Origin of the sequence: Eisenbergiella porci, from assembly GCF_009696275.1 — a bacterium.
GTDB classification, from domain to species: Bacteria; Bacillota; Clostridia; order Lachnospirales; family Lachnospiraceae; genus Eisenbergiella; species Eisenbergiella porci.
Map to the genome: position 1 here is coordinate 72,443 of NZ_VUMI01000019.1, position 23,232 is coordinate 95,674.

20 protein-coding genes are annotated in these 23,232 nt (G+C 49.0%); 15 read left to right on the forward strand and 5 right to left on the reverse strand.

Annotation, left to right across the window (positions count from 1 at the left end; genetic code table 11):
• Positions 1-3: 3 nt before the first annotated feature.
• A complete protein-coding gene (locus FYJ45_RS13115) occupies positions 4-450 on the forward strand; it encodes an RrF2 family transcriptional regulator (protein ID WP_154464964.1) in 447 nt (148 codons plus the stop codon).
• 60 nt (positions 451-510) lie between these two features.
• On the opposite strand, the gene FYJ45_RS13120 is transcribed toward FYJ45_RS13115, so the two are convergent.
• Positions 511-1,005: a hypothetical protein gene (locus FYJ45_RS13120; protein WP_154464949.1), complete on the reverse strand. Its 495-nt coding sequence runs from the start codon at positions 1,003-1,005 to the stop codon at positions 511-513.
• Positions 1,006-1,081: 76 nt separating this feature from the next.
• Between FYJ45_RS13120 and FYJ45_RS13125 the strand changes: the two genes are divergently transcribed.
• The 3 genes from FYJ45_RS13125 to FYJ45_RS13135 all read left to right on the forward strand — a co-directional run bounded on the left by FYJ45_RS13125 (position 1,082) and on the right by FYJ45_RS13135 (position 5,809).
• Complete coding sequence (locus FYJ45_RS13125) at positions 1,082-2,830, forward strand: putative bifunctional diguanylate cyclase/phosphodiesterase (RefSeq protein WP_154464950.1); 1,749 nt, start codon at positions 1,082-1,084, stop codon at positions 2,828-2,830.
• On the forward strand, positions 2,827-4,692 hold the full coding sequence (locus FYJ45_RS13130) for a DUF6044 family protein (protein ID WP_154464951.1): 1,866 nt from the start codon (positions 2,827-2,829) through the stop codon (positions 4,690-4,692). Before FYJ45_RS13125 ends, FYJ45_RS13130 begins: the two co-directional genes overlap by 4 nt.
• Positions 4,693-4,861: 169 nt before the next feature.
• A complete protein-coding gene (locus FYJ45_RS13135; protein WP_021639047.1) occupies positions 4,862-5,809 on the forward strand; it encodes a radical SAM/SPASM domain-containing protein in 948 nt (315 codons plus the stop codon).
• Between the two features lie 121 nt (positions 5,810-5,930).
• Here FYJ45_RS13135 and FYJ45_RS13140 read toward each other — a convergent pair whose 3' ends face one another.
• The gene (locus FYJ45_RS13140) at positions 5,931-7,514 is read right to left on the reverse strand and encodes an NAD(P)/FAD-dependent oxidoreductase (RefSeq protein ID WP_154464952.1); all 1,584 of its coding nucleotides are present in this window, start codon (positions 7,512-7,514) and stop codon (positions 5,931-5,933) included.
• 571 nt (positions 7,515-8,085) lie between these two features.
• Positions 8,086-8,373 (reverse strand): helix-turn-helix domain-containing protein, encoded by a 288-nt coding sequence (locus tag FYJ45_RS13145; RefSeq protein ID WP_025488594.1) that lies wholly within the window; start codon positions 8,371-8,373, stop codon positions 8,086-8,088.
• A 622-nt stretch (positions 8,374-8,995) separates the two neighbouring features.
• Between FYJ45_RS13145 and FYJ45_RS13150 the strand changes: the two genes are divergently transcribed.
• From FYJ45_RS13150 to FYJ45_RS13200, 11 genes are all read left to right on the forward strand, one after another.
• Positions 8,996-9,478, forward strand: coding sequence for a sporulation initiation factor Spo0A C-terminal domain-containing protein (locus FYJ45_RS13150; protein ID WP_021634306.1), 483 nt, complete (start codon positions 8,996-8,998; stop codon positions 9,476-9,478).
• A gap of 258 nt (positions 9,479-9,736) precedes the next feature.
• Entirely contained in the window at positions 9,737-10,060 is a 324-nt protein-coding gene (locus tag FYJ45_RS13155) for a hypothetical protein (protein WP_154464953.1), read from the forward strand.
• Positions 10,061-10,073: 13 nt separating this feature from the next.
• The gene (locus tag FYJ45_RS13160; RefSeq protein WP_154464954.1) at positions 10,074-11,111 is read left to right on the forward strand and encodes a V0D/AC39 family V-type ATPase subunit; all 1,038 of its coding nucleotides are present in this window, start codon (positions 10,074-10,076) and stop codon (positions 11,109-11,111) included.
• A 45-nt stretch (positions 11,112-11,156) separates the two neighbouring features.
• Positions 11,157-13,112: a V-type ATP synthase subunit I gene (locus FYJ45_RS13165; RefSeq protein ID WP_276891662.1), complete on the forward strand. Its 1,956-nt coding sequence runs from the start codon at positions 11,157-11,159 to the stop codon at positions 13,110-13,112.
• Between the two features lie 118 nt (positions 13,113-13,230).
• Positions 13,231-13,662 carry an ATP synthase subunit C gene (locus FYJ45_RS13170; protein WP_154464955.1) on the forward strand — a complete coding sequence of 144 codons (432 nt, stop codon included), beginning with the start codon at positions 13,231-13,233 and terminating at the stop codon, positions 13,660-13,662.
• Positions 13,662-13,970: a V-type ATP synthase subunit F gene (locus FYJ45_RS13175; protein WP_154464956.1), complete on the forward strand. Its 309-nt coding sequence runs from the start codon at positions 13,662-13,664 to the stop codon at positions 13,968-13,970. Before FYJ45_RS13170 ends, FYJ45_RS13175 begins: the two co-directional genes overlap by 1 nt.
• Positions 13,971-14,015: 45 nt before the next feature.
• Entirely contained in the window at positions 14,016-14,588 is a 573-nt protein-coding gene (locus FYJ45_RS13180) for a V-type ATP synthase subunit E (RefSeq protein WP_154464957.1), read from the forward strand.
• Between the two features lie 78 nt (positions 14,589-14,666).
• On the forward strand, positions 14,667-16,433 hold the full coding sequence (locus FYJ45_RS13185; protein ID WP_154464958.1) for a V-type ATP synthase subunit A: 1,767 nt from the start codon (positions 14,667-14,669) through the stop codon (positions 16,431-16,433).
• 12 nt (positions 16,434-16,445) lie between these two features.
• A complete protein-coding gene (locus FYJ45_RS13190) occupies positions 16,446-17,855 on the forward strand; it encodes a V-type ATP synthase subunit B (RefSeq protein ID WP_154464959.1) in 1,410 nt (469 codons plus the stop codon).
• Positions 17,856-17,932: 77 nt separating this feature from the next.
• Entirely contained in the window at positions 17,933-18,559 is a 627-nt protein-coding gene (locus FYJ45_RS13195) for a V-type ATP synthase subunit D (RefSeq protein ID WP_021634298.1), read from the forward strand.
• A 17-nt stretch (positions 18,560-18,576) separates the two neighbouring features.
• Positions 18,577-18,870, forward strand: a complete 294-nt coding sequence (locus tag FYJ45_RS13200; RefSeq protein ID WP_268890940.1) for a tyrosine-protein phosphatase — start codon at positions 18,577-18,579, stop codon at positions 18,868-18,870.
• A gap of 283 nt (positions 18,871-19,153) precedes the next feature.
• On the opposite strand, the gene FYJ45_RS13205 is transcribed toward FYJ45_RS13200, so the two are convergent.
• Both FYJ45_RS13205 and FYJ45_RS13210 read right to left on the reverse strand, forming a co-directional pair.
• On the reverse strand, positions 19,154-20,977 hold the full coding sequence (locus FYJ45_RS13205) for a sensor histidine kinase (RefSeq protein ID WP_154464961.1): 1,824 nt from the start codon (positions 20,975-20,977) through the stop codon (positions 19,154-19,156).
• Between the two features lie 3 nt (positions 20,978-20,980).
• On the reverse strand, positions 20,981-22,549 hold the full coding sequence (locus FYJ45_RS13210; RefSeq protein WP_154464962.1) for a response regulator: 1,569 nt from the start codon (positions 22,547-22,549) through the stop codon (positions 20,981-20,983).
• Positions 22,550-23,232: the final 683 nt, after the last annotated feature.

The window sequence follows — 23,232 nt, forward strand, 5'->3', positions numbered from 1 at the left end:
GCTATGAGAATTTCGACCAAAGGAAGATATGCAGTGCGTGTTATGCTTGATTTGGCAGTTGACAACACCGGAGAATATATCAAAGTAAAGCAGATAGCGGATCGCCAGGGAATTTCAGAAAAATATCTGGAGCAGATCATAGCGATTCTGAATAAGGCCGGCTTTGTAAAGAGCACAAGGGGCGCCCAGGGAGGCTATCGCCTGGCAAGGGATCCGGCCGAATATACAGTGGGACAAATCCTCCGTCTGACGGAAGGCTCTCTGAATCCGGTGCCATGCCTGGACAGCTGCGGAGGGAAAGCAGACTGCCTGCGCTATGATACCTGTGAAACCGTGGATGTGTGGAAACAGCTGGCGGATGCCATTAATGGTGTGGTGGACAGCATTACTATTGCAGATCTGGCTGAAAAGCACGCGAAACGTATGGAAAGTATGAATTATATGATTTAAAGCAGCCGCAGGGCTGCTTTTTATTTGCGGTAAGATGCTGGTCCGGGCAAAGCTGCCATCCTACAGGATGCGGCCGGCGATTCCGGAGGGCTGGTGCCCGGCCGCATCCAGAAGCCTGCGAACCTCCATCAGCATGGCGCCAGCCTGCAGATATTCATCCGGGGCAGGGGGCCTTTGTTCTTCGGCGTAATTGTTTGGTTTCCCGCATTCCCTGAAAATATGGTATTTCCCCGGAGGGCAGGTAAGGAAACCGGCGCTCAGGCGGGGAGGCACAGGCTTTCCGTGGAAGAGGACAGGAAGGCAGGAGGCCTGCCGTACCAGCTCCAGCAGCCTGTTTTGCAGCTCCTCATGGGATATGCAGCCGCAGGCGAGAAAGAAGATTGACTCATCATAGCGGGCCAGGAAGCTTCCGTCCCCTGTGTCGGACAGTATTTCCCTGGCGGCATCGGCCACAGCGCGCAGTACGCCCTTACAGGCCAGTTCGCCCAGGTCCCGATCCTCAAGCAAAATATAGCGGCAGATGCCGCCGGCGTATTGGGCGGAAAGAGTTGACATACCTTCCAGGTATTTGTAATATGAAAGTAATGCCAGCCGGAGCAAGGTTCGATTGGAGAAAGCATAGGGCGATAAAATGGATAAAAAGGTGCTGCTGTCCACGACGGACAATAAGCAGATTATGGAAGTATTTCAGGCGCTGAACCAGACAAGCGATGATTATTTTTTCATATTGGATATAAAAGAAGACAGCTGTTTTTTCTGCGACAGGGTGCGGGAGAGATTTCATATATCCTCCGATTTCATATGTCCGGCGGGAGAAGGGCTGCGGGAGCTGGTAGCAGAGGAGGATTTTCCCCTGCTTATAGAGGATTTAAGGCGCATCCGCACCGGAGAAAAAAAATACCATGACATGGAATATCGCTGGTACAGTAAAGATAAGGAAATCATATGGATCCACTGCCGGGGAACGGTGATTTATGACGGGGAAGGCAGTATCCGTCTTCTTGTGGGAAGCATTTCCGAGGTAAACGGGGAGGAAAAGCGTGACCGTCTGACCGGGCTGCATGGGGAAGGCCGGTTTGCCCTTGACCTGGGACGATTGCTTCAGAAGAAACATGGAGCCGGATTTCTTCTGCTTATTGGCGTGGATGATTTTAAAGAGATCAATGAAAAATACGGGATAGAATCGGGAAATACGCTGCTTAGGGAGCTTACGGACATTATCAGGGAATGTATGCTGCCGGGAATGCAGCTTTATCGGCTGGTTGCGGATGAATTCGTTCTGTTCGGGCAGGATGATATGTGCTCCGCGCAGGTAGTGGAGTTATTTGAAAAGATCAGGCGTAATATTTTCAGACATATAGAAGAGGAGGATTACCGTAATTTCTATACGGTATCCGGCGGTTTGCTCCAGCTGCCTTATCCTTCTGCCGATTACAGCGAGCTGGTAAAATATCTGGAATTTGCCCTGAATGAAGCAAAGCGCCGGGGAAAAAACGCGCTTGTGGCATTCAGCAGGGAGGATTATGACGCCTATGTGGGCAGGCTGGAAATCAAGGAAGAGCTGCGTAAGGCCATATTTAATGATTATGAAGGGTTTTCCCTGCATTATCAGCCGATAGTGGATGCAAAGAACTATGAAATCAGGGGAGCGGAAGCGTTGCTTCGGTGGGACAGCAGCAGATACGGGAAAATGCCGCCGGGGGATTTTATCCCGGTGATGGAGGAAAGCTGGCTTATCATTCCCATGGGCTCCTACGTGATAAAGGAGGCGGTGCTCTGCTGCTGCAGATTGAAGAAGGTTATCCCATTGTTTCATATGAATATCAACCTTTCCTACGTACAGCTGAAAAAGAGCGATGTGCTTCAGGAGCTGCGTAACCACCTGGGAGTGGCGGAGGTGTGCCTTGAAAATATCATGCTGGAAATTACGGAAAGCGGATATATTGAAACTGATCCTGCCTTCCGGAAGGCCATGGAGGAAATCTGCGGGCAGAAGCTGAGGCTGGCCATCGATGATTTCGGAACAGGCTATTCCAATCTGCGATATTTGAAGGATCTGCGTGCCGATATGATAAAAATTGACCGCTCCTTTGCGGTACGGGCATTGGAAAGCGATTATGACTATACGCTGTTGGGACATATTATTGAAATGGCCCACAGCATTGGCCTGCGGGTGTGTCTGGAGGGTGTGGAAACGGAAGAGGAGCTGGTGCGTTTACAGCGGCTATCCCCGGATTACATTCAGGGATTTTTATTCGGCAGGCCTGTGCCTGAGAGGAAATTTGTTGAAAAATATCTGGGAGGCGGCGCCTATAAGACCTGGCAGGAACAGGCCGGGCCGGGAGAGGGCGGCAAAAGGACCAGGGGAGAGACGGAATGAAAAGGTTTGGAAATGTAATACTGAAAAAATGGTACTGGTTTTTATTTGCGGCCGTGGTGCTGGGTGAAGCTGCGGTGTTCCTCTTTTTCGGGGAGGGCAGCTATATCGCTACGCATGATAACCTGGATCTGTTTATGGGACACTTCCAGGCTATGAAGCTTTGGGACGTGTTCTTTGCCCACAATGCTGAGGTGCCGATACTGGGCGGTATCACTAGGGACTATTTAAGCTCGGAATTCAATCTTTATAACATCCTTTTTTATCTGCTGCCGCCCTTTGCGGCATACATGTGCGGGTATTTTCTGAAAATCCTGATTGCGGAGGGCTCCGTGCTTCTGCTGGCAAAGGATGTTTACCGGGAAAATTATAAGAAATATGAGCCTGCGGCAGTGATAATCGGACTTATTTACGGACTGCTTCCTCTGTTCCCGGCCTATGGGATCGCCTTTGCGTCTATTCCGCTTGCCGTGCTTTTGCTGCGCAGGATTTACAGGGGGGAAAGCCGGTGGGACTATCTGTTTTTGTTCCTTTATCCGCTTCTTTCCTATTTTTCTTATTTCGGTTTTTTCATCCTCGGATATCTGGTCCTGGCTATTGTGATACTGGCGGTGCGGGATTGCGGCAGGATGAAAAAGGCGGCGCCGGATGAAAAGAATGGACAGGAGGATGTGCGGAAAAATGTCCAGGAGAACGCACGGAAGAACGCACAGAAGGATGCACAGGGGAAAACGCGGCGGCCCTCCTTCCTGCGGTCCATAAGTCTGCGGCTTGCGGCGGCCCTGGTCATCCTTTCGGCAGGCTATATTCTGTTTGAATACAGGCTGTTCGGGGAGATGCTTTTTTCCGACGTGGTGACCATGCGCACCACGATGGCAGAGGATAACTTTACCGCAGGACAGATTGTTTCCTCCATATGGGAGGTGTTTTATCAGGCTATATTTCATGCCCAGCCTTCCCATACCAGGTTTGTGCTGCCTTTGTGCATGCTTTTTCTTATTTACCGTATTTTCTGCTTCCTCCGGGAAAAAAAGCCGGGGAAAATAGTGACGGACAGCTTCTGCCTGGTTATTTACTTTATAATAGGAAACTGTCTGGTTTATGGCTTCTATTATTGGGGCGGCTTCCGCAGACTGTTTGAGACGCTGGTGCCCCCGCTGAAGGGCTTCCAGTTCAACCGCACCGTTTTTTTTAACCCATTTCTCTGGTACGCAGCGCTGTTTTTGCTGGTGAAGTACCTTATTGATAAAAGGAAGCAGTGGCTGGGTTATCTGGTTTCCCTGATTGCGCTGGCGGTGGTAGTCCTGACTCCGGCTGTATACAATGATTTTTATTCCACCTGCTATTACAATGCCTATCGGATTATAAAGCATACACAGGTGGAAAACCTGAACTACCGGGAGTTCTATTCGGAGAAGCTGTTTGAGGAAATCAAGGCGGATATCGGCTATGACGGAGAGTACAGCGCTGCTTACGGAATGCATCCCGCGGTGCTTTCCTATAACGGAATCGCCACGCTGGACGGTTATCTTGGCTTCTATCCCCAGGAATATAAAGAAGAATTCGGAGCCATGATCGCCCCCGCCACGCAGAAGGTGGAGGAATGGAATACCTATTTCTGGGACTGGGGCGCCAGGGCATATCTGTATTCCGGTTCAGGGGAAAATACGTGGAACGCGGTCAGAACCATGGCCACGGCCGATGACAGGCTGTATATAGACGGTGACATGTTCCGCAGGCTCGGCGGAAAATATCTGTTTTCCCGGATTAAAATCAGCAACGAAAAGGAACTGGGCTTTACCTTAACCGGAACCTATACCCAGGAGGAATCCCCTTATACGATTTATGTTTATGATGCCGGTTAACCATTGGTTGCAAAACTGCCCGGATCCAACTGGAAAGTGGGCGGATAACCGTAAAATGATAAGCGACGGATTTGACAATGCCGTACCTGTAGTGTTATGATAAAAAAGTCCGGGCTGTGAGGGTCCGGGCGGAAAGAGAAACGGATTACCCCAGAGAAGGAGAAATAAAATGCCAATCAGAATCCATAATTTCGCCGGTAAATTCGGATGGAATATGAGAAAATATTTTCCCAAGCTGGCAAGCGAGGGATATCTTACCTTTCAGTTTATGACCCGTGGTAAATCGCAGAATGAATACATCAAATATTTTATGTCAAGTGATCCGATACCGCATCCCAATGTGGTGAACCTGGAGACCATCAACCGTTGCAACAGCACCTGTGAATTCTGCACGGCCAACAAGAACGCGGAGAAGCGCCCTTACGCCCGGATGGAAGAAAGCCTGTATTACAATATTATTGACCAGCTCAGGGACTGGGGCTACAAAGGCCATCTGACCCTGTACGGAAACAATGAACCTTGGCTGGATACAAGAATTGTGGAATTCCACAAGTATGCCAGGGAACAGCTGCCGGAAGCGTTTATTTTCATGTCCACCAACGGACTGCTCCTGGATGTGGACAAGGTAAAGGCGATTGTCCCTTATGTAAACCAGCTGATCATCAACAATTACTGCCTGGATATGAAGCTCCATGACAATATCAGGGTGATTTATGAATATGTCAAGGCCCATCCGGAGGAGTTTAAGGATGTGGACATACTCATCCAGATGCGTTACCTGAAGGAGGTGCTTACAAACCGCGCCGGAAGCGCGCCCAACAAGGCGGCTACGGAAAAGGTAGTAAAGGAAACCTGCCTGATGCCCTATACGGACATGTGGATTACGCCGAACGGTAAGCTGGGTATCTGCTGCTGTGACAACTTTGAGGTTACGGAGGTGGGCGATCTGAACACAATGCCCCTGAAGGATGCCTGGAACAGCCCCGCATACCAGAAGCTGAGAAATGCGGTTAAGGACGGCCGCCAGAATTACCCGTTCTGCAAGCACTGCGATTTCATTGATGCCGGTTTACGTATGGATATTGTGAATGACATTTTGAAGAAGAATAAAAAGTAAGCTGTTTTTAAAATATTAAAAAAGCGCAATATGAAAAAGCCGTTCCTGTCAGCAAGCGACAGGAGCGGCTTTTATATCTTTATTTGTAATTGTTCAGTATCCCTCATATTTACTGCCAAAATCAGTTCTGATTGGCTGTGGATTCCAGGTATTCCTTATCCGTATTCACATTCCAGATGTTGGAGCGGTCACGGACGCCGTTCAGAATGTTATGCACGGTTTCAAAGGAGGTCACCATGGAATGGTCGATATTATTATACCGGTGCTGGCCGTTGCGCCCCACGCAGTAAAGATTATCAATGCTATCCAGATACGCCCTCAGCTCATCAATATCCTTGTAAGTATCAAAATAAGCAGGATAAGCCTTTTTCACCTTTTCCATATGGGTATCCATTACCTGGGAGGGACTGTCGATAAGTCCCATTTGTACCATTTCCTTAACGGCAAAAGCTGAAAATTCCTTTTCGTCCATCTGCCAGAGGGAATCCCCTTCATTACAGAAATACTCCAGACCCACCCAAACGGTATGCTCCAGATCCTTTACCATGTAAGGCGACCAGTTATTGTAAATCTGGAACCTCCCCATCTGAACGGTACGATCATGTACATAAATCCAGTCATCGGGAACGATATTGGAAATAGTCCTGATCTTCGTCTTGTTTTCCAGGTTCAGCCTGGGGACCAGGACGCCCAGAGTCATATAATCCCGGTAAGGAAGACCGGCGGCGATGGCTGCTTCTTTCTCCGGCACCCCGTTCATGCCGCCCACAAGATCCTTTACCGGCATGGAGGAAATAAAAATATCCCCCTCCATCGTAAATTCCTTCCCATTCTTTTCATAGGTCAGGGAAGTGATATGATTATTTTCATCCTTATGAAGCTTCGTAACACGGCAGCCGCGCCAAATCTGCCCGCCCAGCTTTTCGATTTCACTGCCGGTCACATCCCACAGCTCACCGGGGCCCAGCTTGGGATAACTGAATTCCTCAATCAGGGAAGTTTCCACATGGCCGTTTTTCTTACCGGGGAAAATTTTGCGGAACATATCCACCACAATCGCCATGACAGAAAGCCCCTTGGCACGCTGCGCGCCCCAGTCGGGAGCAATTTCCCTCGGGCTCCTGCCCCACAGGTTCTCCGTATATTTTTCAAAGAACATGGAATAAAGCTTCTTCCCGAAACGGTTGATATAGAAATCCTCCAGGGAGTTTTCCTGCCGTTTATGAAGCACGGAGGCCAGATAACTGAAGCCCGCCTGCATCGTGGTCAGGAAGCCCATGTTCTTAAAGGTTTCCCATTTCAGGGAAATAGGGTAATCAAAAAATTTCTTATCAAAATAAATTCGCGATACCCTGTTCCTGGTAAGCATAACCCTGTCCGTTTTCTCCGGATCAGGGCCTCCCGCAGCCAGCGGCGGCGTCCTGTGCAGAACGATATCATCATAAGCCGGAGCCCCCTGGGGAGGAAGCATTTCCTTCCACCAGGCATTCACCTTCGGATCCTTTGAAAAAAAACGATGCCCGCCCATATCCATGCGGTTCCCATTATAGTTTACAGTCTTGGAAATACCTCCCAGAAGCCCGCTTTCTTCCAATACAATGACTTCTATCTCCTCCGGAGGATTCTTTGCCTTGCTTCCCTTCAATAATTCATAGGCCGCAGTCAAACCGGCCGGACCGCCGCCTATAATCAAAGCTCTTTTCATATGAATGAGATTCCTTTCTATGGCATGCATCTGAACTGGCACGCCTGTTTCAGGTCGTTATTATTTTTATCTTACCATATTCTACGCCCTAATTCAAATAGGAAAGATTGGGTGGATGAAGATAAAAGCGTTGGGGGGTGAGGGCCGCCTCTCTTTGCGGGCTGTGGAGCCGGGGGCTTTGCCCGGAGACGGCGGGGCGGTTTTGTCCCTTCCGGCTGCGGGGGGCGTATTTCGTGTTCCAGTCTCAAAAAAGGGGTGTTTCTAACTGTCCCGGAAGGACAGGTTTCTGTCAGCGCGGCTGAACTCCTCATCCTTTGATGATAGCCGCGTATTATATTTTCTTGGCTGCGGCAGGTATTGGTGCGGCTATCGTCTTCAGGATTCGTCAGACAAGCCGCTAGGGGCGACAGAAGCCTGTCCTTCCGGGGCAGTAAGAAACATCTCCTTTTTTTCCAATGGAACACGAAATACGCCCCCCGCAGCCGGAAGGGACAAAACCGCCCCGCCGTCTCCGGGCAAAGCTCCCAGGCTCCACAGCCCGCAAAGAGAGGCGGCCCGCTAAGGTTTTTATCTACATACATCCGGATGTTGCAAGGAATCCCTGTTTTGCGGAGATGTCATCAAGGCCGGCGAGATAATCAATGGTACATCCGAAAGCAAGGGAAATCTTTAAGACACTCTTTAATGAAGGATTACAGATCTTGCCACTGGCAATTTTTTTGATAGTTTCATACGGTACACCGGATTTGTCAGACAAAATTTTCAAAGACCAGTTATGCGCAGACAATTGACTGGATATTCTGCACATAAGTACCTCCGCAAGCTTCAACTCTTCTTTCTTTTGATCATAAACGTCCATCTCATTCTCCTTCTTTCCTGATACAACAAAATTTTCAATTTTTGTAACTGTTCAATACTTTACAATCACCTGTTTTTTCCTAATTAGTCTCATCTTAGATTTTGGGCTATTGTAACCCCTCGGGCAGTTGGGAGTGTGGTTTGTGGGGCGGCTTTGGGCCTGCGGCCGGGATGTGCCGGGGCTTTTTGGATGGGGCGGGCGGCGGCGGGAGGGTTCCTGTATGGGTCGTATAAAAACGCCGGTCCTTGCGTTGTGTCCTTTACAACGCTAGTACCGCTGCGTTTTTAACCGAGCGAGAGCGTGCCCATACAGGAACCCTCCCGCCACCGCCCGCCCCGCCCCAAAAAGCCCCGGCACACCCCAGCCGCAGGCCCAAAACCGCCCCACAAACCACACTCCCAACTGCCCGAGGCCGGTTTTAACATCCCCAAAATCCAACCATGAAACTACCCATCTATCCCGGTTGGTGCCATGAAAGGTACGGAAAAAATAAAATTTTTATAAAATTGTGCCATAAATTACCTTTACAAATAAAAATTATCTGATAAAATAGTAAAGTAACTGCTAATTGTTAATACAATTTTGTGGGAAATGATACGAGAGGAGAAAGCATATGAGTTGTATGTGGGTATCTGTGTCTGACTGTAATCAGTCACACATATTTCAACTTACCCAGTTACTAAGGCAGGACAAGGATCTTCAGATCATTTTATCCTACGGGGCGCCTGGTGGAGACAATAGGGGGAGTGGCTCTGCACAAAGGCGTATTGAACGGCTTCTTTCAAGAATTGGAATGCCGTCGCATCTGAAAGGATATCAGTATCTTAAGACCGCTCTTGAGATCTGCCTTAATGACATGGAGGCGCTGGATGGAATTACCAAAAGGCTATATCCGGAGGTCGCCAAAAAGCACAAAACAACAAAGGAAAAAGTGGAGCATGCCGTAAGACATGCTATTGAGTCTGCCTGGAAACGGGGAGATGAAAGAGAACATAAAAATCTGTTCGGTTATTGTCAGACGGAAGGAAAACGTCCTACTAATGCTGAATTTATTACAAGAATGGCGGATTATCTTTTACATGACACAACTTCATTTCTATCCTGATAACGAGGAACAGGAGGACTTAGAAGGTGCGCAGAAAAGAAAATCAGGGATATAGAGAAAAAGATCTTAAGAGCGTCTGGAATCGGCAACCGGGCGCTTTTCTTATGCTCAAAAAAAGGAAAGTGAACATTGTTTGTTTGTGAATAATGCATATTGTAGTTTGATTTTGTCGGTGGTATACTTAGTTGATATGGACAATATGACAAACTGATTTGAAAAGAATGGGCATATTGACGGTATAAAGGCAGGAGGTAGCGTATGGAAAAAGCCGTAGATGAAGTGATCAGCAGGCTGGCGGAGATTGAAGATACTGCCAACCGGATGAATGAAGCGGTAGAAGTTCGAAAGAAAGAAATTTCTGCCGAAATAGAAGCGAAGACAAAGGATTTCGATGACAGGCTGGCTGCTGAGACGCAACGCAGGCTTGACGAACTGCAGCAGAAGCTTGAAAAAGAAAAAGAAGAAGCGCTCGCCGGCCTGAAGGAGGAAACAGCGCAGCGGCTGGAGAATCTGCAGCGTAAGTATGACAGGGAACACGAAAAAATGAGTGACGGGCTTGTGAAGGAAATGGTCCGTATCTGAAAGGACAGGTATTATGAGTTTATTCCGTTACAGCGGGCTATCCACGAAGGTGAAGGCCATGAAGGGCCGTCTGCTTTCGCCGGAGCAGTTCCGTGAAATGAGTGATCTGCACAGCGTACCGGAAGTCCTTTCTTATTTGAAAAAAATACCTTCTTATGAGAAGGTGTTGGCTGACAAGGATGAGGCTCATCTGCACAGGGGTGCGGCGGAGGCGTTGGTAAAGCAATCGCTTTATTATGATTTTGGCAAGCTGTACCGGTTTGCCGATTTGGAACAAAGAGTTTTCCTTGAGGATTATTTCATGCGCTATGAAGTAATCTTTCTGAAAAATGTGCTGCGTTATCTGTTTGACAGCAACGAGGACAGGGCGGATATTGATTTGTCTGCCTATCAGGCGGTGTTTGAGCGGCATTCGGAAATGGATCCCAATGTGCTGATGCAGGCGGAAAGCGTGGAGGGTCTGATTGGATTGCTCCAGGAAACCATTTATGGAAAAACGCTGGAGATGGTCGGCCGGTCAGGGAAAGCGAATCTTTTTGATTATGAGAGCGCCCTGGATATGCTTTTTTTCAAACAGCTCTGGCTGGATGCCAGGAAGCATCTGAAGAAGGCGGATCTGCAGGTGATCCAGAGGTCGGCGGGGCTGGAGGCAGATACGCTGAATATCCAGTGGATCCACAGGGCGGGAAAGTATTATCATATGGCGCCCGCCGATATTTATGAATTCCTGATTCCCATCCACTACAGGCTTTCCACTTCCCAGGTGAAGCAGCTGGTGGAGGCGGAAAGCGCCAAGGATTTCATGGATGTGCTGCAGGGCACCGTTTACGGAAGGGATATGCAGGAGGCGGGCACAGCCCAGCTGGAGGGCATCTGCGGTCGGCTGATGGACAAAGTGCATACACTGAATCTGCGCACACAGCCCTATTCTGTAGCCTGTCTGGATACATATCTGTACCAGAAGGAGCAGGAGGTGAATAAGGTTATTAAAGTAATAGAATGCGTCCGCTACGGCCTGGCCGCAGAACGGATTAAGGAATATCTGGCGTGACTGTGAAGGAACTGGACAGTTGCGCCTGTACAGGAGGTGTGAGCAGTGGTAGAAAAAATGAAGTTTATCAGCATCGTCGGACCAAAGGAAGAGATTGACAGGGTGACATCCCAGTATCTTTCCCGGTACGAGATTCAGCTGGAGAATACTTTATCAGAGCTTAAAGATCTTAAGAATATCACTCCCTGTGCGGACAGCAATCCTTACCGGGGTGTGTTGGCCAGGGCGGAAGAACTGGCCGGCCGCGTCCGGGAGATTGGGAACGCTGCGCCGTCGGGAAAAAGAATGGAAACGCAGGCTGCTGTTGCCCTGACTGAGGAGCTTTACGCAGAACTGGAAAAATGCAGGGCGCAAAAAAGCGGGCTGGAAGCGGAGCGGAAAAAAGTTGTGGAGCTTCTGGTGAATATCAGGCCGTTCCAGAATCTACATTATGATGTGGCGTCCATTCTTCATTTCAAGCATATTAAATTCCGTTTCGGGAAAATTCCTGTGGAATCCTATTCCAAATTGAAGGAATATCTGATGGATGATATCTGCACCATCTTTGATGAATGCGGAAGAGATGAGAATTATATCTGGGGCGTTTATTTCGTCCCTGCCGCGGAAGAAGAGAAGGTGGATGCGGTTTATGCATCCCTTCATTTTGAGCGTACCTTCATTGATGATGATTATGAAGGCACGGTGGAGGAAGCGTTCGAAGCCCTGACCAGGCGGCAGAAGGAGCTGGAGGAGAGCCTTGCACAGATAGAGAATTCTTTTCAGGAAAAGCTCATGGCGCGCGGGGGAGAGATGCTTGCTGCCGCCGAATCGATTTCTGACAGCGCGGAATATTTTGATGTGCGCCGCCTGGCAGCCTTTACGAAGGCAAAGGACACGGTTTTCTTCATCCTCTGCGGCTGGATGACCAGGGAAGATGCGGAACGGTTCGAAAAGGAAATCGAAGGGGATGCGGATGTTTTCTGCATGGTGGAGGACGGCAAGAACGAAAGCCTGGAAAACAGATTCCGAAAACCGCCCACAAAGCTGAAGAATCCCAGGATTTTCAAACCCTTTGAAATGTTTATCCGGATGTACGGCCTGCCGAATTATCAGGAATTTGATCCCACGATATTTGTGGCAGTGACTTATTCCATTATATTCGGAGCCATGTTCGGGGACGTGGGACAGGGGCTGTGCCTGTTTATCGGCGGCATGCTTCTGTATAAATTCAAAAAGCTCAATCTGGCGGCCATTGTGGGAAGCTGCGGTATTTTTTCCACGATATTCGGCTTCTGCTTCGGCAGTGTGTTCGGCTTTGAGGATGTGATTGAGCCGTTGTGGCTGCGGCCTACGGAGGCCATGACCACGCTGCCTTTTATCGGGAACCTGAATACGGTTTTCGTGGTGGCGGTGGCGCTGGGCATGGGGCTGGTGATCCTGATGATGGTTTTCCATATCATCAACAGTCTGCGCGCAAAGCAGCTGGGTGAGGCATTGTTTGATACCAACGGCGTGGCCGGGCTGGTATTTTACGGTGCGGTGGCCGCAGTGGTGGTCCTGTATATGACAGGAAATGCCCTTCCGGCAGGAATCGTGCTTGTTGTGATGTTCGTGGTGCCGCTTCTGGTGATTGCCTGCAAGGAGCCGCTGACGAACAAGCTGAATAAAAAGAAGGAACTGATTGAAGGCGGAAAGGGAATGTTTGTGGTACAGGCATTTTTTGAAATGTTTGAAGTGCTGCTCAGCTATTTTTCCAATACGCTTTCCTTTGTCCGTATCGGCGCCTTTGCGGTGAGCCACGCCGCCATGATGCAGGTGGTCATGATGCTGGCCGGCGCGGAAAACGGGGGAACCCCCAATATTATAGTAGTTATTATCGGCAACCTGATCGTACTGGGCATGGAAGGCCTGATTGTTGGAATCCAGGGTCTGCGTCTTCAGTATTATGAATTTTTCAGCCGTTTCTATAAGGGCGACGGCAGGGAGTTCAAGCCGTATGCGAAGGCGGCAAAGAGCAGCTGATGCACAGACGGGGCGTCTTTGGCAAATCGTTATGAGAAAAGCTGTACCAAATAAAAAGCTGTACCATATAAAAAGCAGTACCACATAAAAACTGATATATTTTAAGGAGGTCATTATCATGGCAAAAGTTTTGTTATTCACAGCATTGATTTTAAGCATTGTAGTTCCTTTTAGGATGTATTTTAAAGGGGAGAGAAGCAAAAGAAGATATAAAATCTCCCTGGCGGTGAATGCGCTGGCGTTCTTCGGCCTGATGCTCGGCGCCGGACTTGTGATGTTCGGAGGAAACGCCTTTGCAGCGGAAAACGCAGGAGCGGCAGCGGCTGCCGCAGGAACCGCAACAGGTCTTGGCTATCTGGCTGCCGGCCTTTCCATCGGCCTTTCCTGCGTGGGCGGCGGCATCGCCGTAGCCAGTGCGGCAAGCGCAGCGCTGGGCGCAATCAGTGAAGATTCCTCCATCCTTGGTAAGTCCCTGATTTTCGTAGGTCTTGCCGAAGGTGTCTGCCTGTACGGTCTGATCATTGCCTTCATGATCCTTGGTAAGCTGTAATGAAAATGTATCTTATCAGCGACAACATTGATACCTACACCGGCATGAGGCTTGCCGGCGTAGAGGGTGCGGTGGTTCATGAGAAACAGGAGCTGAAGGCAGAAATCGACAAGGTGCTTGCCGATAAGGAAATCGGTATCCTGCTTCTTACGGAAAAATTCGGAAGGAATTTTCCGGATGTCGTCAACAATGTGAAGCTGAATTGTAAAGTGCCGCTTGTGGTTGAGATACCTGACAGGCATGGTACCGGCCGGAGGTCGGATTTTATCACGGCGTATGTAAATGAGGCAATCGGTATCAAGCTGTGACGGGCAGGGCTGCGCAGCGGCAGCGAGTTATAGGAGGAAGGCTTTATGACAACAGAGGAAAAGTTAAAACATTTTCTGGATGTGACGACAGAGAGCACCAACGCCAGAAATGCCAAAATCCTTGAGGATTATACAAAGGCCCTGGAAAAGGCGTTTGAAGAACATAAGGAAGAAAGCACCAGGAAGGCAGAGCTTCAGGTGAAGCTTTCCGAGGACAGCTTTAAGAAAAAGCAGAATACCGAAATTGCCAGGGCGCAGCTGGGAATCCGGGAAAAGGTGAGCGAGCTTTCGGAAGAGCTGAGGGCAAAGCTTTTTACCGAGGTACGGGATAAGCTGGAGCGCTATATGGACACCAGGGAGTACCAGGATTATCTGGTGGCGGAAATCCGGAAGGCGAAGCAATTTGCAGGCGATGAGGAGGTGCTCATCTATATTGATCCCGCCGATTCCGGCAAGCTGAACTCTCTTGCCTCCATGACCAACACAACGGTTGAAGTGAGCAAATACGGGTTCGGCGGAGGCATCCGTGCATTGATCCGCGCCAGGAATATACTGATAGACCAGTCCTTTGAGACGAAGCTGAAGGAAGCGGAAGAGGCGTTTGTGTTCAAAAGCTGATGCGTGTGCTGCGGCTTACGGGATATGCTCCTGATAACCGCCGCAGGCTGTAAAAGCGGCAGAAAGAGAGAGCTTGTAATGGAAAGAACAGGAAAGATTTATGGTATCAACGGGCCTGTTATTACGATAAAAGGCGATGTTGGTTTTTCAATGGGGGAAATGGTCTATGCAGGGGAGGAACGGCTGATAGGCGAGGTGATTTCCCTGACAAAGGAATTTACAACAATCCAGGTATATGAAGAAACCTCAGGAATGAAGCCCGGTGAAATCATTACGGGAACAGGAGCCACGCTGTCCGTAACGCTGGCCCCCGGCATCCTCAATAATATTTTTGACGGTATCGAGCGGCCTCTTTCCGAGGTGGCGAAGGTATCAGGTGATTTTATCAGCAGGGGCTTCGCCGTGGATTCCCTGGATGTGCATAAGGAATGGGATACCACCATGGTGGTGAAGAAGGGGGATAGGGTTTACGGCGGAACCATTATCGCCGAGGTGCCGGAAACCCCTGCCATCATCCATAAGGTGATGGTGCCTCCAGGCATGGACGGATATCTTGTAAGCGTGGCTGCGGACGGTAAATATACCATCAATGACACGCTGGCTGTCCTGCAGAAGGCGGACGGCACGGAGGTGAACCTGACCATGGTGCAGAAGTGGCCTATCAGGCGTTCCCGTCCTTCAGCGAGAAGGTTTCCGGTTTCCCAGCCGCTGGTGACAGGGCAGAGAATCCTGGATACGCTGTTTCCCATTGCCAAGGGAGGTACGGCGGCAATTCCCGGCGGCTTCGGCACGGGGAAAACCATGACGCAGCATTCCATTGCCAAATGGTCGGATGCGGATATTATCATATATATTGGCTGCGGCGAGCGGGGCAATGAAATGACGGAGGTTCTGGAGGACTTTTCCAAGCTGATCGATCCCAAGTCGGGCAATCCCCTGATGGACAGGACCGTGCTTATCGCCAATACCTCCAATATGCCTGTGGCAGCCCGTGAGGCCAGCGTTTATACAGGCGTGACATTGGCGGAGTATTACAGGGATATGGGGTATCATGTAGCCATCATGGCGGACTCCACTTCCCGTTGGGCGGAGGCGCTTCGTGAGCTTTCCGGACGTCTGGAGGAAATGCCCGCGGAGGAAGGCTTCCCGGCGTATCTTGCCAGCCGTCTGTCCGCTTTTTATGAAAGAGCGGGTATGGTTCAGAACTTAAACGGCACGGAGGGAAGCGTTTCCATTATCGGTGCGGTATCCCCTCAGGGCGGCGACTTCTCCGAACCGGTAACGCAGAATACAAAGCGTTTTGTCCGCTGCTTCTGGGGGCTGGATAAGGCGCTGGCCCATGAGCGGCATTTCCCGGCCATCAGCTGGTTGTCCAGTTACAGTGAATACCTGCCCGATCTGGCCAGCTGGTATGCGGACCATGTGGGGAGCGATTTTATCGATAACAGGAACCAGCTGGTTTCCATTCTGACCCAGGAGAGCAGCCTGATGGAAATCGTCAAGCTGATCGGCGGCGATGTGCTTCCCGATGATCAGAAGCTGACCCTGGAAATTGCCAGAGTGATCCGCCTGGGCTTCCTGCAGCAGAATGCGTTCCATCCGGAGGACACCTGCGTGCCCCTGGCAAAGCAAAAGCTGATGATGGAAACAATACTTTATCTGTACCAGAAATCAAAGGTCCTGATTTCCATGGGTATGCCCATGTCCGTGCTGAAGGAGGATCCGATTTTTGACCGGGTGATTTCCATTAAGTTCGATGTGGAAAATAACAGGCTGGACAAATTCGATGATTATAGAAAGGCAATCGACAAATTCTACGATGATGTCATTGCCAGAAATGCGTAAAGGAGGCACGTCATGGCAGTAGAATATTTGGGCCTGAGCAGTGTGAACGGCCCGTTTGTAGTATTGGAAGGCGTACAGGGAGCTTCCTTTGACGAGGTGGTGGAAATTACCTCCACAGGAAACGACGGCCTGCAGGAAAAGAAGCTGGGCCGTGTGGTGGAAATCAATGATGATAAAGCGGTGATACAGGTTTTCGAAAAGACGGAAAACCTGTCCCTGCAAAATACCCATATCCGTTTTACCGGACGTCCCATGGAGATCGGCCTGTCGGAATCCTTACTGGGAAGAACCTTCAACGGCATCGGGGAGCCCATCGATAACCTGGGCGAGATCGTGGCGGAAAAAAAGGCGGATGTAAACGGCAAGCCTTTGAATCCGGTGAGAAGGGAATATCCAAGAAACTATATCCGGACCGGGATCTCCGCAATTGACGGCCTTACCACGCTGATCCGCGGGCAGAAGCTTCCTATTTTTTCCGGAAACGGACTTCCCCATGACCAGCTGGCCGCGCAGATCGTGCGTCAGGCGTCCCTGGGAGACAATTCCGATGAAAAATTTGCTATCGTGTTTGCGGCCATGGGTGTAAAATACGATGTGGCGGAGTATTTTAAAAGCACCTTTGAGGAAAGCGGCGTATCCGATCATGTGGTGATGTTCCTGAATCTGGCGAATGACCCGGTGGTGGAAAGGCTGATTACCCCCAAGGTGGCGCTCACCGTGGCGGAATATCTGGCTTTTGAGAAAAATATGCACATCCTGGTAATTCTGACGGATATGACTTCCTTTGCGGAGTCCATGCGTGAGGTTTCCTCCAGCAAGGGGGAAATCCCTTCCAGAAAGGGTTATCCGGGCTATCTGTACAGCGAGCTTGCCACCATTTATGAGCGCGCAGGCATTGTGGAGGGCGTGGACGGCTCCGTAACGCAGATTCCCATTCTTACCATGCCCAATGACGATATTACCCATCCTATACCGGATCTTACCGGGTATATAACGGAGGGGCAGATCGTCCTGGACAGGGAGCTGAACGGAAAAAGCGTATATCCTCCCATCAATGTGCTGCCTTCTCTTTCCCGTCTGATGAAGGACGGCATCGGGGAAGGGTATACCAGGGCGGATCATGCAGACGTGGCCAATCAGCTTTTCGCTTCTTATGCGAAGGTGGGAGACGCCAGGGCGCTTGCCAGCGTTATCGGTGAGGATGAGCTTTCCCCTCTGGACAAAAAATATCTGGAGTTCGGCAAGGCCTTTGAGGCTCATTTCGTAGGCCAGGGACAGGATGAAAACCGTACCATTCAGGAAACCCTGGATATCGGCTGGAAGCTGCTGCATATGCTGCCCAGGGAAGAGCTGGATCGTGTGAATACCAAGATTCTGGAACAGTACTATCCGGCGGAGGAAAAAGAACAGCAGCCGGCATGACTGCAGTTTTTGCATTTGAACTGCATCCGGCACTGTTTTTGCAGGAATGCCGCAGTACTGTGAAAAGGAGGTAGCACATGGCGGAGAAGAATATTTTCCCTACCAAGGGAAATCTGATCATAGTGAAAAATTCCCTGGAGCTGGCAAAACAGGGATATGAGCTGATGGATAAGAAGCGGAATATCCTCATCAGGGAGCTGATGAACCTGAACGAGGAAGCCAAGGCCATCCAGTCCGAAATCAATGAGACCTTTACCAACGCCTATGAGGCCCTTCAGCAGGCAAACATTGAGGTGGGCATCCATTATGTCCAGGAAATTTCCCATGCTGTGCCCATCGAAAGCTCCATACGGATTAAGACCAGGAGCATTATGGGAACGGAAATTCCCAAGGTGGAGTACACCCCGGAGGATGCCGGTCCCAGCTATGGTTTTTACAGCACCAGGGAATCGGTGGACAGGGCCAGGGAGGGCTTCCTGAAGGTAAAGGATCTGACGATAAAGCTGTCCATGGTGGAAAATGCGGCCTATCGCCTGGCCATGAATATCCGCAAGACGCAGAAGCGGGCCAATGCGCTTAAAAATATTACCATCCCTACGTATACGGTTCTTGTAAAGGACATCAGCAATGCGCTGGAGGAGAAGGAAAGAGAAGAATTCACCAGACTGAAGGTTATTAAACGGAATATGAATAAGAAAGCATAACGGTTCCGGGTATCGCATTGCTCCTTTCGGCGCTGGGCATGCCGCGGGAAACAATTGTCAGGGATTATATGATGGTGAATGAATTTACCGGGGATGTGGTGGAAGGCCATCTGGAAAAGCTGAAGGAACGTCTGCATAATCCACAGCTTATCAACTGCATCCGGGAGCTGATGCAGGTGAAGGAGAGCTATATTTACAGTGTATTCGCCGCCATCGATGAAAATTTCGGCGGGATGGAGAATTTCCTGAAAACGGAAATGGGGCTGGACGGCGGAAGGCTGGAGCTGCTCAGGGACAGGTATCTGGAGTAGCAGCGGCGTGCGGGTATCTGTATTGGTGCAGTTGATGAAAATTGTATAAAATTTTTGAGAAAACGTGTTTCCAATGGCGGAGGGCGTTTTCTTTTTTATTTCTCTTTTAATTGTGAGCCTTTTCTTGTCAATCATTTTAGGCATTTGAACAAAGAGTTAGAAAATGCTCTTTGGGCTGAATATATTGCAGACAGATATTTTGCCGAGATGGCATAAAGTTAGTATTTCTTTGGTATATCCTTTTGCTTAAGCAGCCGAGTAGCCCGCTGGGCAGTTCTTTAATTTAAAACCCGGAGGAGAGCGGAACGCGGACGAAAACTTCAGTTCCCTTGCCCGGGCGGCTTTCGAAATAAAGGTGAAAATCAGCGCCGTAATACAGCTGGAGGCGGGAATTAACGTTCTGGATTCCGTAGCCGTGGCCTTCGTCGGGGATCTGCAGATTCTTGTTCAAAAGAGCAAGCTGTTCCGGGGACATGCCCACGCCGTCGTCGGCGATGATCAGGCAGAGGAGCTGCGGCTCTTCATGCCAGGAACGGATGGATATGGTCCCGCCCAGCTTGTCCTTTTCAAACAGTCCGTGCTGAATTGCATTTTCCACCAGAGGCTGGAGAATCATTTTGATGATGGGCTGGTTCATAAAACGCTGCTCTATCTGGCAGTTATATTGTATCGTATTTTCAAAACGCAGGTTTTGCAGCCGTATATAGGCTTCCACCTGGGCCAGCTCATCCTTCAGGCGGATCTGTTCCTTACCATTGCTTAAGCTGATGCGGTAGAAGGTGGCAAGGGAATTTACGGCAGTATCAATTTCCGTTACCATATTTTCTTCTGCAAACCAGTGGATCATATCCAGGGTGTTGTAGAGAAAATGGGGATTGATCTGTGCCTGGAGGACACGAAGCTCCGCGTTTTTTATTTCTTTTCCGTTCTCATATTGGGTTTCTATCAGAATCTCCATTTCCCCAATCATGTAATTATAAGTATCCATCAGCTCATCAATTTCATCCCAGGCGTACTTAGGTCTGGCCTGGGGCAGAGGGGTGAGCTTTCCGGTACGTACTTCACGCATCTTGCTGTTGACGTGGGACAGCCGGCCCGTAATGTTGTCGGCGGTGGTGTTGGCGAAGAAAAAGCAGGCGGCAACCAGAGTGACGCCGATAACTAGCATGATGTTGCGCAGAACGGTGATATCCTTTACCACATTCTGATAGGGTATCAGGGTGGTAAGTGTGATGGAGTAGGATTTCATCGGATCGGTTTTCATCAGATAGCGCACATTTTGAATGGTTACCTTGTTCCATTCCGCTGTACGGTAATCTGGCGAAGAGGCAAAGGCAAGGCTCTCTTCATACAGAGGAAGCAGGCCGGTATCGGAGCAGGCGATCATATTGTCGTCCGCTGCAGTGACAAAATTGACAACGCCATCCATGTTGGTGTTGCTCACAGAAGAATCCAGGTAGGAGCGGGGGATATCCAGCACGATGACAGCAAGGGGATTGAGATAATAGGAGGTATCCACGATAACCCTGGCCAGGGAAAAACTGTCCCGGCCATAGGAGGAAGCCTGATTTTCTGCGGGAGTGATAAGGTAGAAGGAGGTTCGATCTTTTTTATAGCCCTCCATAATTTTCCGGAACCATTCTTCATCTTGTGCATCCCTGTAATTATAATACCGTGTGTGGTTATTAAAATAGGGAAAGGTATCATTAAAGTAAATACGGATATCACATACGGTATTAGAATTTTCTATCCTGGTGGGGATGCAGGAAAAAAGCGTGCTCTCAAAATTAAGCTTATCCAGCTTCTGACGGTTGATATTGTAATCCGTCAGATCCTGTCCGAGCAGGTTCTGCACACTTCCCGAAAAGGAGTAGGAAAGTGTAAGCGCATCATATTTGTTAATGAAGCTCTGCAAAGAGTTCTCCGTCTGCTTGATAGTATCGCTGGCAGACTGCAGCAGCCTCTTTTCCATCAGCCTGGCGCTGGCAAAATAGGTTGCTACGGAAAGCAGGCAGAGCAGGGTGACGCTTGGGATCAGATAAGAGATCAAAATTTTAAATTTAAGTCTGTGCGGCTGTCTATACCAGGCAAAGCATTTTTGTTTCATAGATTATCCTTCCACGTGCAGATCCCTGTAAACAGAGGGGGAACATCCGGCCAGTTTTTTAAAGGTTTTTGCAAAATAATTCTGATTGGCAAAGCCTACAGCATCTGAAATATCAGCGATTTTTCGGTTGGTATTCACAAGCAGCTCCTTCGCCTTCCAGATACGGTATTCATTCATATAATGATTAATGGTTGAACCTGTCTCCTGTTTAAAAAGAAAGCTGAGATAGGATACGGAAAGGTTCAAACGGTCACTTAAAAACTGAATATCCAAATCAGGATTCTGATAATTGTCTATAATCGTATTCTTGATTAGCACGGATGCAGAAGCTTCCCGTCCTGACTGTATGGCGTCAAAGGAAAGGGAAATATAGTTCCTGGTAAAGGAAATCAGTTCATCCAGCGTGTTGGCTGAGAAAATAAGTTCCCACAGATAGTTTTCCGTATCCAGGACATCGGAGCCAGTTTTGTTTTTTACATAGCTAATCAGCCAGGAGAGCAGGCGGTAAAAATTTTCTTTAGTATTGCTGATAAGAGTACCGGGGTGGGAACGGAAAGACTCTTCAAGTTCTTTTAACATCCGGAAGCATTTTTCCTGTTCGCCGTTGTGAATAGTCTGCTTTATGGCATCCAGCAGCTCCTGGGACATGGAATAACTGTCTGTGGGCATTTCATCAGCAAAGGAAATGGAGTTAATGCCGGTATAAAACAGCGTCTGCAGGTTTATGGCAGCCGCATTGTAGGAGCGGTATATTTCCTCGGGAGAGGAAACGATAGGACCGATGCTGACAAAATGAGGATAAGCAGCGGTCTTTTCCGAAATCTCCCGCATCAGATTTTCCCAGAAAGCCCTGGAAAAGGAGGATACCATCCTGTCAGGAGTGGAAAGAAAATGAAGGATCAAATGATTTTCCCTGTAATCGGTAATCAGGAAGGGAAGATGCTTATTGCGGATAATTTCCGATATCATTTCCTGACATTGTTCCAGTGTGTCATGAAACCCCAGTTTTTCATCAGAGGCATCCGGCCCGGGGAGAAACTGGAAAATGACAGTGAGACTGTCCCTGAAATCTTCATAGGTATGTCCGCTTTCAGACAGCGCGACAGCCAGCTGGCCATTGGACGGCGGGCTGGAAAGGAGAAGGCGGGCAAGCCTTTTCCGGTTGGCTTCCCTGACAAACTTCCGGGAATAGCGAATTTCGTTGCAGTAGCTGACTGCCTGGGACAGGGCCTCCTGCAGCGCTCCTGTGTCCACCGGTTTGTCAATGTACTGCAGTGCCTGCATGCTGATAGCGGAGCGCAGATATTCCTTATCCGAATAACCGCTGAGAAATATGATGACACAGTCAGGATAAAGACGGCGGATTTCCTGACACATTTTAATGCCGTCCATACGCGGCATGCGTACATCGGACAACACAATGTCCACGGGAGAGTATTGTGCAATAGCCAGGCCTTCTTTCCCATCCCTTGCTTCCAGAACCACAGATATTCCATCAGGTTCCGTTGGAACCTTTTTAATGATTCCCTTTCTGGTAAACATTTCATCATCCACAACAAGAAGTGTGTACATATCTCATAATTCTCCTTTTATATACCGACAGTACAGCTGTGTTCTTTTTTATTTTACTTCATATATTAATATTTTCAAACTGAAAATCTTAGAGAAACAGGCTTTTCAAAGAAATTACCAATCATCAAAGGATATTGCTAAATAGTAGAAAAAGATAGTACAGATATCCAAGGATTGTCTGATTGTATGCGGAGGGAATGGTTGTTAAAATAAAAACCGTAAAAAACGAAAAGATAGTGTCAAATGATGTATGAAAAAAAAGAGTCAAAAAAATAGGCTCAAAAGAACCTTGAAAACTGCAGATATTGATACTTGAAAGCTCTCCGAGGGCATAGGGCTCTGCCCTATGTACCCGCAAGGGACTTGTCCCTTGACCCATTATCGGGCGTTGCCCGAACCCATCCTCGCCGGAAGGCAGGAAAAGGGCGCATTTGCCCCTTTTCTGCACAGACAGGATACTCCGTGAACCTTATGTCAAGTGACTTTCGCGGCATAACGGGGCGTAGCCCCATTATTCCACGGTTCACCTGACAACGGTTCCGCTCCGTTATGCGGTTGCCTGATTTTGAAGGTTCAGGATCGTTTGTTGTCCGAGAAAGATAAGGAGCTGCCACTTGCCCGGCATGTTGTCGGCACCTTTCAGCATCTCAACCTCATTCAATACTTTATATCCGGTATGTTTA

Excerpts from the sequence above, each read along its gene's own strand:
- FYJ45_RS13115 (WP_154464964.1), top strand. The coding sequence starts at position 4 with ATGAGAATTTCGACCAAAGGAAGATATGCAGTGCGTGTTATGCTTGAT.
- FYJ45_RS13120 (WP_154464949.1), bottom strand. The coding sequence starts at position 1,005 with ATGTCAACTCTTTCCGCCCAATACGCCGGCGGCATCTGCCGCTATATT.
- FYJ45_RS13125 (WP_154464950.1), top strand. The coding sequence starts at position 1,082 with ATGGATAAAAAGGTGCTGCTGTCCACGACGGACAATAAGCAGATTATG.
- FYJ45_RS13130 (WP_154464951.1), top strand. The coding sequence starts at position 2,827 with ATGAAAAGGTTTGGAAATGTAATACTGAAAAAATGGTACTGGTTTTTA.
- FYJ45_RS13135 (WP_021639047.1), top strand. The coding sequence starts at position 4,862 with ATGCCAATCAGAATCCATAATTTCGCCGGTAAATTCGGATGGAATATG.
- FYJ45_RS13140 (WP_154464952.1), bottom strand. The coding sequence starts at position 7,514 with ATGAAAAGAGCTTTGATTATAGGCGGCGGTCCGGCCGGTTTGACTGCG.
- FYJ45_RS13145 (WP_025488594.1), bottom strand. The coding sequence starts at position 8,373 with ATGGACGTTTATGATCAAAAGAAAGAAGAGTTGAAGCTTGCGGAGGTA.
- FYJ45_RS13150 (WP_021634306.1), top strand. The coding sequence starts at position 8,996 with ATGTGGGTATCTGTGTCTGACTGTAATCAGTCACACATATTTCAACTT.
- FYJ45_RS13155 (WP_154464953.1), top strand. The coding sequence starts at position 9,737 with ATGGAAAAAGCCGTAGATGAAGTGATCAGCAGGCTGGCGGAGATTGAA.
- FYJ45_RS13160 (WP_154464954.1), top strand. The coding sequence starts at position 10,074 with ATGAGTTTATTCCGTTACAGCGGGCTATCCACGAAGGTGAAGGCCATG.
- FYJ45_RS13170 (WP_154464955.1), top strand. The coding sequence starts at position 13,231 with ATGGCAAAAGTTTTGTTATTCACAGCATTGATTTTAAGCATTGTAGTT.
- FYJ45_RS13175 (WP_154464956.1), top strand. The coding sequence starts at position 13,662 with ATGAAAATGTATCTTATCAGCGACAACATTGATACCTACACCGGCATG.
- FYJ45_RS13180 (WP_154464957.1), top strand. The coding sequence starts at position 14,016 with ATGACAACAGAGGAAAAGTTAAAACATTTTCTGGATGTGACGACAGAG.
- FYJ45_RS13185 (WP_154464958.1), top strand. The coding sequence starts at position 14,667 with ATGGAAAGAACAGGAAAGATTTATGGTATCAACGGGCCTGTTATTACG.
- FYJ45_RS13190 (WP_154464959.1), top strand. The coding sequence starts at position 16,446 with ATGGCAGTAGAATATTTGGGCCTGAGCAGTGTGAACGGCCCGTTTGTA.
- FYJ45_RS13195 (WP_021634298.1), top strand. The coding sequence starts at position 17,933 with ATGGCGGAGAAGAATATTTTCCCTACCAAGGGAAATCTGATCATAGTG.
- FYJ45_RS13205 (WP_154464961.1), bottom strand. The coding sequence starts at position 20,977 with ATGAAACAAAAATGCTTTGCCTGGTATAGACAGCCGCACAGACTTAAA.
- FYJ45_RS13210 (WP_154464962.1), bottom strand. The coding sequence starts at position 22,549 with ATGTACACACTTCTTGTTGTGGATGATGAAATGTTTACCAGAAAGGGA.